The organism is Streptomyces sp. NPDC091279 (assembly GCF_044757465.1).
Classification (GTDB): domain Bacteria; phylum Actinomycetota; class Actinomycetes; order Streptomycetales; family Streptomycetaceae; genus Streptomyces.
Genome location: NZ_JBIVVA010000011.1, coordinates 275720 through 289196 on the forward strand (window position 1 = coordinate 275720; position 13477 = coordinate 289196).

General features: G+C 72.1%; 7 protein-coding genes. 3 read left to right on the forward strand and 4 right to left on the reverse strand.

The genetic code is table 11. From position 1 onward, the window contains the following. Positions 1 to 216: 216 nt before the first annotated feature. Entirely contained in the window at positions 217 to 6366 is a 6150-nt protein-coding gene (locus tag ACIQOU_RS27620) for a DNRLRE domain-containing protein (protein ID WP_401540545.1), read from the forward strand. Positions 6367 to 6458: 92 nt separating this feature from the next. Further along, positions 6459 to 6692, forward strand: coding sequence for a hypothetical protein (locus tag ACIQOU_RS27625; protein ID WP_401540321.1), 234 nt, complete (start codon positions 6459 to 6461; stop codon positions 6690 to 6692). A 111-nt stretch (positions 6693 to 6803) separates the two neighbouring features. Here the strand turns inward: ACIQOU_RS27625 and ACIQOU_RS27630 are convergent, their stop codons facing one another. The 3 genes from ACIQOU_RS27630 to ACIQOU_RS27640 all read right to left on the reverse strand — a co-directional run bounded on the left by ACIQOU_RS27630 (position 6804) and on the right by ACIQOU_RS27640 (position 11287). Then, on the reverse strand, positions 6804 to 8036 hold the full coding sequence (locus tag ACIQOU_RS27630) for a cytochrome P450 (protein WP_401540323.1): 1233 nt from the start codon (positions 8034 to 8036) through the stop codon (positions 6804 to 6806). A gap of 1131 nt (positions 8037 to 9167) precedes the next feature. Next, the gene (locus ACIQOU_RS27635) at positions 9168 to 10361 is read right to left on the reverse strand and encodes a cytochrome P450 (protein ID WP_401540326.1); all 1194 of its coding nucleotides are present in this window, start codon (positions 10359 to 10361) and stop codon (positions 9168 to 9170) included. Positions 10362 to 10408: 47 nt separating this feature from the next. Beyond that, positions 10409 to 11287: an NAD(P)-dependent oxidoreductase gene (locus tag ACIQOU_RS27640; RefSeq protein ID WP_401540329.1), complete on the reverse strand. Its 879-nt coding sequence runs from the start codon at positions 11285 to 11287 to the stop codon at positions 10409 to 10411. A 183-nt stretch (positions 11288 to 11470) separates the two neighbouring features. Between ACIQOU_RS27640 and ACIQOU_RS27645 the strand changes: the two genes are divergently transcribed. Then, on the forward strand, positions 11471 to 12481 hold the full coding sequence (locus ACIQOU_RS27645) for a methyltransferase (protein ID WP_401540331.1): 1011 nt from the start codon (positions 11471 to 11473) through the stop codon (positions 12479 to 12481). Positions 12482 to 12579: 98 nt separating this feature from the next. Here ACIQOU_RS27645 and ACIQOU_RS27650 read toward each other — a convergent pair whose 3' ends face one another. Continuing rightward, positions 12580 to 13443 (reverse strand): SDR family oxidoreductase, encoded by an 864-nt coding sequence (locus tag ACIQOU_RS27650; RefSeq protein ID WP_401540334.1) that lies wholly within the window; start codon positions 13441 to 13443, stop codon positions 12580 to 12582. Positions 13444 to 13477: the final 34 nt, after the last annotated feature.

Consider the following 13477-nt stretch of genomic DNA (forward strand, 5'->3'; position numbering starts at 1 on the left):
TGTTCGGCTTCGCCGTTCGCGTGATGCCGTGTGTCGCCCTGCCCGACGCCGGACCGTCCGACCCGGACGGTCCGGCGTTTCACGGTTCATCACCACGGTGATGGCACAGGGAGGAACCGGAGCATCATGACGGTTCGTCACGACGCGTTCCACAGACGCAGACGTACCTGGTCGGGGGGAAGCGCCCGCTGGATAGCGGGGAGCCTCTCCCTGGCCCTGGCGATCACCCTCCTCGACGGCGTCCGCACCGGCGCCGCCGCCGCGCCCCATGAGGAGAGCGCCGCGGCATCGAAGAAGCCGGTGGCCACGCAGGCCGCCGACATCCCGTCCGCCCGGGTCGCTGCCCGGCTGTCGGGCCAGCGGGTCGAGGCCCTCTCGGAACGCACCGAGACCTCGACCACGTGGGCGAACAAGGACGGCAGCCTCACCACCGAACTTGCCGCAGGACCCGTCCGGTTCAAGGACGAGGCGACCGGCGACTGGCGTGACGTGGACGCCGACCTCGTCGCCCTGGACGACGGCTCGGTCGCGGCCAAGGCGCACCCCGTAGGTCTGCGGATGGCGGGCCGGACGGGAACACCGGCGACGTCCCTGAAGGCCGCGCGCGCCGCGAAGGCCACGGACCTCGTCACGCTCGGCGAGGGGGAACGGCAGATCACCCTCCAGTGGAAGGGCGGCCTGCCCAAACCCCAACTGGACGGCCCCCGTGCCGAGTACGTGAACGCCGTGCCCGGCGCGGACGTCGTCGTGGAGGCGACCCGTACCGGATTCGAGCAGTTCGTCGAGATCAAACGAAGACCCAGCGAGGCGGGCTACACGTACACCCTGCCGTTGAAGGCCAAGGGCCTGAAGGCGAAGCAACTCGCCGACGGGAGCGTGGAGTTCACCGACCGGAAGAACAAGAAGCGGGCCGTGATGCCCGCGCCGGTGATGTGGGACGCCAGCGTCGACGCACGCTCGGGCGAGCACACCCGTCAGGCCAGGGTCGGCCTCAAGGTCGTACGCAAGGGCTCCTTTGTCGACCTGGTGGTCACGCCGGACGCGGAGTTCCTCGCCGACCCGCAGACCACGTACCCCGTGACGGTGGACCCGTCGACGTCCGCGCTGTCCAACGTCTTCGACACCTACGTCCAGCAGGGCGAGACCGTCGACTGGTCCGCCGACACCGAACTCGACCTCGGCAACCCCGGTACCACCAACGCCAACGGCACGCCCCGCACGGCGCGTTCGTTCATCTCGTGGAACACCGCGCCCGTCCAGGACGCCCTGGTCCTGGACGCGACGTTGTCCCTGTGGAACTTCCACGCGGGCAACACCGACTGCAAGCCGTACCCGTGGGAGGTGTGGTCGACGGGCGCCGCCTCGACCTCCTCGCGCTGGACCGCGCAGCCCGCCTGGACCGCGAAGAAGGCCACCTCCACCCGGACCACCGGCAACGCCGGCTGCACCACCCAGCCCGACGGCTGGATCGACGCCGACGTCACCGACCTCGTGCAGGAGTGGGCCTCCGCCAAGGTCACCCGCGGCCACCTCGGGCTGCGCGCGAGCGACGAGAGCGTGATCGCCCAGTGGAAGCGCGTCAACTCCGCCAACGCCGCGACCAACCCGCCCAAACTGGTCGTGACGTACAACTACCGGCCCCGCACCGGCACCAAGCAGGAAGCCGGCCCGCCGTACTTCTCCTACAGCGGCGCCTACATGGTCAACACCCTCACGCCGACGCTCGGTGACACGTTCGTCGACGCGGACGGCGACCGGGTCAACGGCACCTTCCAGATCTTCGACAGCGCCACCGACACCCAGGTCGGCAAGGTCCTCGTGTCGACCTACGTGCCCTCCGGAGAGGCCGCCTCGGTGACCGTCCCCGCAGGGGTGCTCGCCGAGGGAAAGACGTACAAGTTCCGTACCTCTCCCTATGACGGCACGCACTACAACACCGGCTGGTCGGCGTGGAAGACGTTCACCGTCGACACCAAGGCGCCCTCGGCACCGTCGAAGATCACCTCGGCCGACTACCCGGCCGGCTCCTGGACCAAGGGAGCGGGCCGGACCGGCACCTTCACGGTCACCCCGCCCGCCGCCGACCACCACTGGCTGGAGTGGTCGCTCGACGGCGTGAACTGGACCAAGGTCGCCACCGGCGGCTCCTCGGCGGCCAAGGCGATCGCGCTCGCGCCGCCCAAGGACGGCACCCACACCCTCCAGGTCCGCGCCGTCGACAAGGCCGACAACAAGTCGGAGGCCATCGAGTACACCTTCCACGCCGGGCCCGGCGGCTTCGTGCAGCCCTCCGACGGTGAACGCACCGCGCGCCGCCTGCCGTTGGTCGCCGAGGCCGACCCCGCCACCTACAGCTCCGTCGCCTTCTCCTGGCGCCGCTCCGAGGCCGACCCCTGGACCCGCGTCCCGGCCGCCGACGTCACCCGGGACGGCACGCCGCTGACCGCGTGGCCGGTGCCGCTGACCGGAGGCAGGAACGCCCCGCTGGTCTGGGACGCCGTCGCCACCGTGGACCCGGACGGTTCGGTGCAGATCAAGGCCGACTTCACCGGCAGCGGCGCCACGGGCAGCACCGAACCGCTCACGGTGGTCGTGGACCGCAACGCCGACGGCGCCACCGCGCACCAGGTCGGCCCCGGCTCCCTCAACCTCCTGACCGGCGACTTCGCCCTCTCCTCGACGGACGCCTCCGCCTTCGACCTGGCGGTCTCCCGCACCGCCTCCTCCCGCAACCCCGGCAAGGGCGGTGACCAGGAAGGCCAGGCGCCCGTCTTCGGAACGGAATGGGTGTCGGGCGCGTCCGCCGAACTGACCGACTCCGACTACTCCCACCTGCGCCAGATCTCCACCACCGCGGTCGCCGTCGTCGACTCCGAGGGCGAGGAGATCCACTTCACCGCCGACGCGGCGAAGACGGCATGGATACCGGAACCCGGCTCCGAGGAACTGACCCTCAAGGGCAGCGTGAGCGGGTCCTTCACCCTGTCGGACACCGAGGGCACGGTCACGGAGTTCACCAAGGCCGACGCCTCGCTGCCCACCTGGCAGGTGTCCAGCACCCTGCTCGACGGGCTGTCCCACTCCACCACCACGGTCGTGTCGACCCGCGTCACCTACCAGGGCAAGCCCGCCGCCCGGCCCAGGCTGGTCATCGCGCCGACCTCAGCGGCCACGCCGGCCGCGTGCGCCGCCGATCCCTCCACCAAGGGCTGCCGGGTACTGGAGTACGTGTACGCGTCGACCACCACCGCCACCGACGCGGCGTTCGGTGACGTCGCCGGACAGGTCAAGTCCATCCGCCTGTGGGCCACCGAGCCCGGTGCGGCGAGCGCCGACGCGCAGGCGGTCGCGTCGTACCTGTACGACGGCAAGGGCCGGCTGCGCGAGGTGGCGGACCCCCGCACCAGCCCGGCGGAGAAAACCCAGTACGCGTACGACGACGCGGGCCGCGTCGTGCGGTACACGCCGCCGGGAGAGCTGCCCTGGACCTTCGTCCACGGCAAGGCCGGCAGTGCCGCCACGGCCGGTGACGGCATGCTCCTCAAGGCGTCCCGACCCGCGCTGAAGCAGGGCACGGCCGATGTCCAGGAGGGCACGGCGGCCAGCTCCGTCGTCTACCAGGTGCCGTTGAGCGGCACGAACGCCCCGTACCGGATGAGCGCCTCGGACGTGAAGACCTGGGGGCAGCTCGACGCCCCCACCGACGCCACCGCCGTCTTCCCCGCGGACGCCGTCCCCGTCGCCCACTCCGGCGGCGAGCTGAGCGCCACCGACTACCGCCGGGCCGAGGTCCACTACCTCGGCGTCTCGGGCCGCCGGGTCAACACCGCGCAGCCCGGCGGACACACCACCACCACCGAGTACGACCGCTTCGGCAACCGGGTCCGTGAGCTGTCGGCGGCGGGCCGCTCGGTCGCGCTCGGCCTCACCGCGGAGGACCGCGCCGCCCAGTCCGACCTCGGCATCGACCGGCTCGCCCCGGCCGAACGCGCCGACCTGCTCGCCACCCGTGCCGGGTACGACGCGAACGGCACCCGCGAGGTGGAGCAGTTCGGTCCGCTGCGCCGGATCAGCCTGACGGCCGACCTCAAGCAGGGGTCCACCGTCCTGGTGCCCGCGGGCACCTCGGTCATCGGCCGCGCCTGGACCGTCAACGAGTATGACGCCGGACGCCCCACGGACGGCACGGCGACCGTCCGCGACCAGGTCACCCGGACCACGAGCGGCGTCCAGGTCCGCGAACACCCGACGGTCCAGGGCGAGGGCCGCACCACCCGGACCGTCCTCGACTGGGCCAAAGGCCTGCCGGTCGAGGTCGTCACCGACCCGGACGGGCTCGCGCTCACGGAGAGCACGCAGTACGACAGCCAGGGCAGGGTCGTACGGCAGTCGCTGCCCGGTTCGAACGGCGGTGACGCCGCGACGCGTGTGACCACGTACTGGTCGGCGACCGGCAGCGGCACATGCGCCGGTCGCCCCGAGTGGGAAGGTCTCGTCTGCACCACGTCCGCGGCCGGAACGATCACCGGCGGGTCGGGCCCGAACACCCTTCCCGTCACCACCACCGAGTACGACCGGTGGGGCAACCCGTCGAAGGTCGGTGAGACCGTCGGTGGCACCACCCGCACCACGACCATGACGTACGACGACGCCGGACGCCAGATCGGGACCACGGTCACCGGCGGTACCGGACAGCCGGTGCCGACGACGACCATCGTGTACGAACCGGGCACCGGGCGACCCCTGAAGGTCGTCTCGACGACCGCGGGCACCCTCACCAGGGCGTACGACCAGCTGGGCCGTCAGATCTCCTACACCGACGCCGACGGCGCCCGCACGACCAGCGAGTACGACCTTCTCGACCGGCTGGTCAAGGTGGTCGACACCGCCCCGTCGACCACGCTCTACAGCTACGACCACACGGCCGAACCGGGCGGAATGCCCACCTCGATGACCGACTCCGTCGCGGGCACCTTCGGGTACGCCTACGACGCCGACGGCAATGTGAAGGAGGAGCGGCTGCCCGGCGGTCACCGGCTGACGATCCGTACGGACACCGGCGGCGCCACCGTGAACCGCACCTACACGCGGACGGACGGCACGCTCGTCTACTCGGACACCGTCACCTCGTCCGTCCACGACCAGACGGTCGCCCACGCGGGCTGGTCCGACCAGGACTACCGTTACGACGCGGCCGGCCGGCTCGTCACGGTCGACGACACGGCGGGAACGGTGTGCACGCGACGCGCGTACACCTTCGACGCGCGCAGCAACCGTACCGCCCTCACCACGGCGACCGGCAGCCCCGGAGCGGACTGCCCCACGGGCGCCGGAACGACGGTCCGGTCCACCTACGACAGCGCCGACCGGATCACCGACTCCGGTCACACCTATGACGCGTTCGGACGCACCACCGCGCTCCCCTCGGGCGGCACCGTCGGCTACTACGCCAACGACCTCGTCCACCAGCAGACCGCCGGTGGCAAGCGGCAGACCTGGCAGCTCGACGCCGCCCTGCGGTTCCGCTCCTGGGAGGTCGAGAGCGGCAGCGGCTCCACCTGGACGCGGACCGCGGCCAAGGTCAACCACTACGGCAACGACAGCGACGTTCCCCGCTGGACGCTCGACGACCCCGCCACCGGGGCACTGACCCGCAACGTCGCCTCCGCGACCGGACAACTCCAGGCGACCACCGCGAAGAACGGCTCCACCGTCCTCCAACTCACCACCGTCCGGGGCGACATCGCGCTCCAGCTGCCGCTCGACGCGTCCGAGGCGCCGCTGGTGATGGACTACGACGAGTACGGTGCCCCGCGCACCACCTCGTCCGCGGGCCGGTACGGCTGGCTGGGCGGCGCGCAGCGCTCCAGCGAGACCCTGACCGGGCTCACCCTCATGGGCGTGCGGCTGTACAACCCGCGGTCGGGCCGGTTCCTCTCCGCCGACCCGGTCCACGGAGGAAGCGCCAACGCCTACGAGTACGCCAAGGGCGATCCGGTCAACGGGTTCGACCTGGACGGGAAGACGGCGAAGAAGACCACGCAGTGGAAGCGGGTGTCCACGTACTGGGTCAACGGCAAGTGGTACAACTCCGCCTACAGCAACATGCCGCGGGTGCTGCGCGCCTTCTTCCAGGGCATCCAGGCCAGGTTCATGTTCGGTATCTACATCGACAGCATGAAGTGGCAGGGGCGCTGGCGGTACGGCGTCTGGACCCGTTACTACAACGGCAAGAAGCAGACCAAGCGGGGCAAGGTGACCACCGGCTACTACAACTACGCCGACCGGTCCCGCATCACGGTCTGTGTCCCCTGGGTCGGCTGCTACAGCAAGACCTCGCCGTGGGACGACGGCCGGTGGGGCTGAGCGGCCCCCAGTGCCCCGATTGATCCGTAGTAGCGTGCGGGGCCCGGTGTGCACCGGGCCCCGCACGCCCTCCCCTTCGCAGAGAAGTGATCGTGAACATCCTCAACGTGGTCCTAGGCGCCCTGTGCCTTCTCGTCACCTTCGTCATCGCCGCCCGCTCCACGGGCCGGTCCGACCGTCTGCTGTGGGCGGCGGCGGGCGTTCTGGTGCTCGGCGGCGTGCTCGTGCCCAGCCTGCTGCACGCGGCCGGCGCACGGCTCCTCTGCGTCGTCCTGTCCCTGGCCGCGCTCCTGCTGTTGCTGAGGCGCCAGCATCAGCGGAACTGAAGGGACAGCGCATGGACCGAGGGGCGGTTCCGGAGAGATCCGGCACCGCCCCTCGGGCGTTCCTGTACGCCCGTTGGGGACCAGGTGGGCCCAACTGGTCTCAGGGGTGGGTCAGTTGCCCGGGGTCGGGCGGAGCTGTACGGGGACGGTGGTGTGGCCGTTGCTGATCAGGCTCGGGAGCCGCTCCAACTTGTCCTGGTCGGTGGTGAGTCGGGCGTCCGGGAAGCGCTCGAAGAACAGACGCAGGGTGGTGGCGACTTCGAGGCGGGCGAGCGGGGCGCCGAGGCAGAAGTGGACGCCGTAGCCGAAGGTGAGGTGCTCCTTGTCGGGCCGGGTGACGTCGAAGCGTTCGGCGTTCTCGTGCCAGTCGGGGTGACGGTTGGCGGCGGCGTAGGACGCGAGGATGGCTTCTCCGGCGCGGATGATCTGGCCGTCGGGGAGGGGGATGTCGGCGCGGGCGTAGCGCAGCGGCAGGTGCTTGATCGAGGGCTCGTGGCGCAGGGTCTCCTCCACCACGTCCTGCCAGCTGCTCCGTCCGGCCCGGACGTGGGCGAGTTGCTGCGGGTCGGTCAGCAGGCTGGTGATGGCCTGGTCGATGACGTTGACGGTGGTCTCGTACCCGGCGCTGATCATCAGCAGCAGGGTGTCACGCAGTTCGACGGGGCCGAGGGCGGACCGGTCCCCTTCCTCGTCGCGCGCGGCGATCAGCGCCGAGGTCATGTCCTCGCCGGGTTCGTTGCGCTTGAGCGCGGCCAGGGCGTCCAACAGCTCATACAGAGCAGTGGCGTTGACGGCCTGTTCCTCGGCGCTGAGGTGGGTGGAGAACACGTTGTCCACCATGATGCGGAACTCGGTGCGCCACTCCGTCGGCACGCCCATGAGCTTGCCGATGACGGCGATCGGGAGCGGGTAGGCGAGGCGCTCGCGCACGTCGACGATCTCCCCGGCCGGGAGCGCGTCGAGGCCGTCGAGGATGTCGCCGACGAACGCCTCGATGTCCGTCTGGAGCGCGGCGGTGCGGCGGGCCGAGAGGGCAGGGGCGATCATGCGGCGCAGCCGGCTGTGGTCCGCGCCGTAGGCGGTGAACATGTTCTGCACCGCGACCCACAGGGCGAGCGGCCAGTTCGGGACGGTCTCCGCGAAGGCCGGCCAGTGGGCGCGCGCGTCCTTGGAGACGTCCTTGTTGGTGAGGAGTTGTTTGAGGAGGGCCGGGTCGGAGACGGACCAGGCGCGCACGCCGAGGATGTCCACCAGCGTCGCCGGGCCGCGGTCACGCAGGGCCTGATGCTCGGCGTCCGGGTCGGGGCTGGCGGGGTCGAGGACGATTATCTGCTGGTCGGCCATTGTCGACGTCTCTTTCAGGTGATGCGGAGACTTGTGGGCACGGTGCCCACGAAGGTCTGGTGACGGACGCGTCCCCGTTGTGCGGGTCCCTGGAGAACTCGGGGTTGCTGAGCAGCTCCAGGGGCGTGTGGGTGATCAGGCCGGTCGACGGTTCGACGCCGGCCTCGTCGTGGGGGGTGAGCCGCCGACCCGGCGCGGTGCCGTGCGAGTCGGCCGAACTCGGGCCGCTGGAGGGCCACTTCGCCTTCGGCGGGATGAGGCGAGCGCCGGGCACGGGCAGCTGCGACCGGCGCGGGTCGGCAGGGGAGGGCACGGGGTCGCCGAGGGCGCGGCACGGGGCGGGGAGCGTGCGCTGCGGGTCGGCAAGGGGGCGCTGCGGGGCGGCGGGGGAGTGGCGCGGGGTGCCGAGGGCGCGTTGCGGGTCGGCCGATAAGCCCTGCGGGGCGCTGAGAACGCGGCGCGCCTTCTCGTTCCCGGCCGCCGGTCTCGCCGTTACGGCCGTCGCCGTCGCCGTCGCCGCCACCGGCGTTGTCACCACCGCTGCCACCGTCATCACCGCTGCCGCCGTCACCGCCCCGGCCGCCGTCATCGCCGTCGGCACCGCTGCCGTCGCCGTCCTCGACACTGCCGCCGTGTCGGGCCCGTCGGGGGCCGGATCAGCGGGAGCCAGTGGACCCGGGCCCTTGTGCACGCGGCTGTGGTGGGCCTGTGTATGTGGGGCTAAGTCAGGCTTGTGTGACGGGAGTTGGCGGAGGGGGGTGCTCACGGGCGGGGGGCTCCAGACGGTGCGCGAGGCAGGCGAGGTGTTCGATGAGCCGACTCGGGGCTCGCATTGCCGGACGCTCGCTCGCGGGCATCGCACACGGTCTGGGGCGTGTGTTCCTCCAGGGTAAGAGGCTCACGAAGATCTTCAAGTGGGTTGTTCGGCGCGTCGCCGAACGGGGCGGGAGTGACGGGGTGCGGGGACGCCGTTCTTCACGAAGTCCCCTACGGGGTCTACGGGTTCGGGGAGTCCCGGGAGCCCGCGGATCTCGCGGGTGATGTCGAGGGCGCGTGGGTTGACGGCCCGTTGCTGGGCGGGGTCGTCCACGAGTTCCGCCGGGGTGCGGAACTCGGGCGTGGCGTCGGTCGTCAGGCCGCCGGGACCAGCGTCGTCGGCAGGTGGGTGAAGCCGCGCAGCATGTTGTGCAGGATGCGTGTGGGTTCGCCGGCCGGCTCCAGGCGCTCCACCTTGCGGGCCAGGGCGGTCAGGAGGGCGGCCGTCTCCATGCGGGCGAAACGGGCACCGGGGCAGACGTGGATGCCGTGGCTGAAGGTGACGTGGTCGTGGGGGCGGGGGCGGGTGAGGTCGAAGCGGGTGGGGTCGGGATAGTGGCCGGGGTCGCGGTTGGCGGCGCCGAAGAGGAGGAGCACGCGGTCGCCCTCCGCGAAGGGGACGCCGTGGAAGGTCACGTCGCGGGTGGCGGTGCGCGCGGTGAACCAGGTCACCGGCTCCAGGCGCAGCGTCTCGCCCACCGCGGGCTCCGCCAACGTCGGCTCGGCGCGCAGCCGTTGCCACGCCTCGGGGTGGGTGGACAGCAGCCACAGGGCGCTGGTCGCGGTGTTGATGGTGGTCTCGAAGCTGCCGAAGATGAAGCTGATGAGCGTCGTCACCACCTCCGCGTCCGCCATCCGCCCCTCGTCCACGGCCCGGTAGTACGCGGCGCCCCAGCTGTCGGGCAGGACGTTGTCCCGGGTGAGCAGGTCCGGCAGCACCTCGAAGGTGTTCTTCAGGAGCGGGATGCCGTCCTTGGTGCGCTGGTTGGCCGGTCCGAAGGTGTTGAAGACCGCCGTCGTGAGGTCGAGCAACTCGTCCCGGCCCTCCTTCGGCAGGCCGATCAGATCACCGGCCACCTCCAGCGGGAAGGGCCGGGCCAGCTCGGTCACGAGGTCGACCGTGCCCCGTTCCAGCAGGGTGTCCACGTACTGCGCCGCCCGCTTCTCGATCCGGCGGCGCACCCCGCGCAGCGCCCTCGGGGACAGCTGCTCGGCGGCCAGGGACCGCATCCGGGAGTGCTGCGGCCCGTCCGCGCCGGCCGCACCGGTCTGCGCCATGTCCTCCCGGTGCGGCTCGATCCCGGCGTTGGGCGCGGAGGAGAACGTCCTGTGGTCCTTGAGGATCTTCTTGACGTGGCTGTATCCGGCGACTGCCCACGCGTTGCCGTGCCGGGGCAACCGCACCGCGGGACCGGCGGCCCGCAGCGCCTCGTACACGGCATAAGGGTCGAGGAGTTGGTCGTCGCGGAACAGATCGACGTCCAGGGAAGGGATCTGAAGAGTCGTCATATGAGGTCTCCGAGAGGGGAGTTGAGGGGGAGAGCGCGAACGGCCGGTCAGGCCTTGGCCGTTGCCGTCACGTGCTCGATCACCGACGCCGCGTCCTGGTCCGCGAACCCGGCGAGCGCGGCGGCCGCGAACAGCGACCGCGTCGCCTCCAGCACCCGGTAGGTGTCCGGCCGCCCGGCGCCGAGCGCAAGGCGCAGGTCCTTCTCCATCAGCCGGGTGCGGAAGAAGGCGGGCTGGTAACGGCGTTCCCGCATCAGCTCCGCCCGGAAGCGCAGCACCGGCGAGCTGAACCCGCTCTGCGCGATGGCCGCGAGCAGCAGCTCACGGTCGAGCCCGGCATCGGCGCCCACCGACACCGCCTCGGCGAGCCCGGCGACCTGCGCGGCGAGCACCAGGTTGAAGGCGAGCTTCGCCGCGGCCGCCGCCCCCGGGCCGCCCCAGTGCACCCGCGTGGTCCCCAGCACGGCCAGCACACCGGTCACCCGGTCCACGTCCGCCGGGTCCCCGGCGGTGAACACCCGCAGCTCACCGCCCCTGGCCTGGAGGGGGTTGCCGAGCACCGCCGTCTCCACCCGCCGCACCCCGCGCGCCGCGCACCGCCCGTGCAGATCCCGCGCGAAGTCCCCGCTCACCGCCGAGGTGTCCAGCAGCGTCGCCCCCTCCCGCATCGCCGCGAGCACCCCCTGCCGCCCGAGCACGTCCTCGACGGCGTCCTCGTCGCTCAGGCTGAGCAGAACGACGTCCCGGTCCGCCGCCGCCTCGGCCGCCGAGCCCGCGCCGATCGCACCCGCCGCCACCACGTCGTCGGCCCGGCCCGGGCTCCGGTTGAACACCACCGTGGGGAAACCCGATGCGACCAGCCGGTGGGCCATCCCCTGCCCCATGGCCCCCAGCCCGATCACGGCTGTCCGCTCCTGCTCCGGCATGTCTGACCGCCTTCCGTCGTGGTCCGTCCGCAGCGCGGCGCCCGCGCTGCGGCGTCCCAATCTCGCCGCCGCCCCTCGACCGGAGTTGGGGCGCCGCTGAAGCCCCGGCCACGCCAGCCGCCGTCGAGTCGCGCCCCATCGGCCGCCCCTAGCGTGAGCCGCTCCCGACCACGGAGGCCATGCATGACCACCGAACAGACCGCCCCGCAGCCCTGGCGAGTGATCGAGATCGTCGGCGGCTACCGACGGGCGCTGGCCGTGCTCGGCGCCTGGCGCGCCGACGTCTTCACCGAGCTGGACAAGGGCCCGCGCACCGACCGGCAGCTCGCCGGCAAACTCGGCCTGCACCAGGAGGCGTTGCGTGATCTGCTGCACGCGCTCGCCGGGCTCGACCTGGTGACGCTCGGCGCGGACGGCGGCTACACCCTCACCCCGCACGCCGCCTGCCTCGTGCCGGGACGGCCCGGATACATCGGCGGGTTCCTGGACAACCAGGAGACCGAGGTCCACCCGGCCTGGAGCGGCCTCGCCGACACCCTGCGCACCGGACTGCCGACGCCCCGGCAGGAGGACGACCGGCCCTACGACCTGTACGCGTCCGAGGAGCGGCGCGACGGGTTCGTCGACGCCATGGACTTCATCGTCGCCCCCCTCGCCCGGCAGATCGCCGACCGCGACTGGTCGGGGTTCCGTAGCGTCCTCGACGTCGGCGGCGCGCGCGGCAGCCTCGCGACGACGCTGGCCGAGGCCCACCCGCATCTGCGGGCCGCCGTGTTCGATCTGCCCGCGCTGGAACCGGCGTTCACCCGTTTCACCGCGGGCCGCGCGAGCGCCGACCGGCTCACCTTCCACGCCGGTGACTTCTTCACGGACCCGCTGCCCAAGGCCGACGCCGTCATCCTCGGGCATGTGCTGCACAACTGGCCCGAGGACGCCCGCCGTTCACTGATCCGCTCCGCCGCCGAGGCCGTCAACCCGGGCGGCGCCCTGCTCATCTACGACGCCATGCTCGACGAGGACACCCCCCGCCTCGTCAACTCCCTGCTCAGCCTGGACATGCGGATGTGGTCCGGCGGCTCCCAGTACCTGGCCGACGACTGTGTCTCCTGGCTCACCGAGGCCGGCTTCCGTGACGTGGAACGGCACGCGCACGGGGCGTCCAGCAGCCTGGTCGTCGGCCACAAACCGGCCTAGTCGGCCCCAACTGGGGCCTGCGGCACGGCCCGTGGGGAACGACGAGGCCCCGCCGCCCGGGGGAACGGGGCGGCGGGGCCTCGCACGGCCGTCGGGCGTCAGTGCCCGTCCGGCGCGAACGCCCCCCGGTGGCGCCGCGCCCACTCCCTGAACGGTGACGCGGGCCGCCCCAGCACCCGTTCGGTCTCCGGCGAGATCTCGATCCGGTCGGCCGTCAACTCCGCCTGCTGCGTCAGGAGAACGTCCAGCACCTCCACCGGCACATGGTCCTGAAGCTCCCGGCGCCACTCCCGCGCCGCGATCCGCTCCCAGCCCGCCACCGCCCCGGTCACCTCACCGATGACCGCCAACTGCTGTGCCTGCGTGAGAATCTGAGGCCCCGTCAACACCCTTAGAGGCGACCCGGGTTGGTCGGCGAGCAGCTCGACCGCGGCCACCTCACCGACGTCCCGCTCGTCGACCGGCGCGGTCACCGCCTCCGGATACGCGAGCCGCACCGGACGCCCGGACCGCAACGCCCCCGACCACCACAGCGCGTTGCGGGCCAGCCAACGCGGCCGCAGCACCACCCACTCCAGGCCGCTCGCCCGTACGGCAGCCTCGGCGCGGGCGTGCCGGGCGGCCAGCGGATCGGGCTGCTCGGGCACGCCGTCGTGGACCCCGCCGGAGGAGATCAGCACCACCCGGCCGACGCCCTGTACGCGGGCCTCGGCCAGCACGGCGGCGACGTCCTCGTCCGCGACGACCATCAGCAGCAGCGCGCTCACCCCACGCAACGCGGGCGCCAGACCCGCCGGCCGGGTCAGATCACCGACCGCCACCGACGCCACCCCCTCCGGCAGCCCCGTAGGCCCCGGCCGACGGGTCAACGCCCGTACCCGCGCCCCGCGTTCGGCCAGCGCGTGCAGCGCGGCCCGGCCGACGGCGCCGCGTGCTCCTGTCACCAGAATCTCGTCTCCCATACCGCCCAGGGTCACCGCCGCCTCTGGAGCCGGG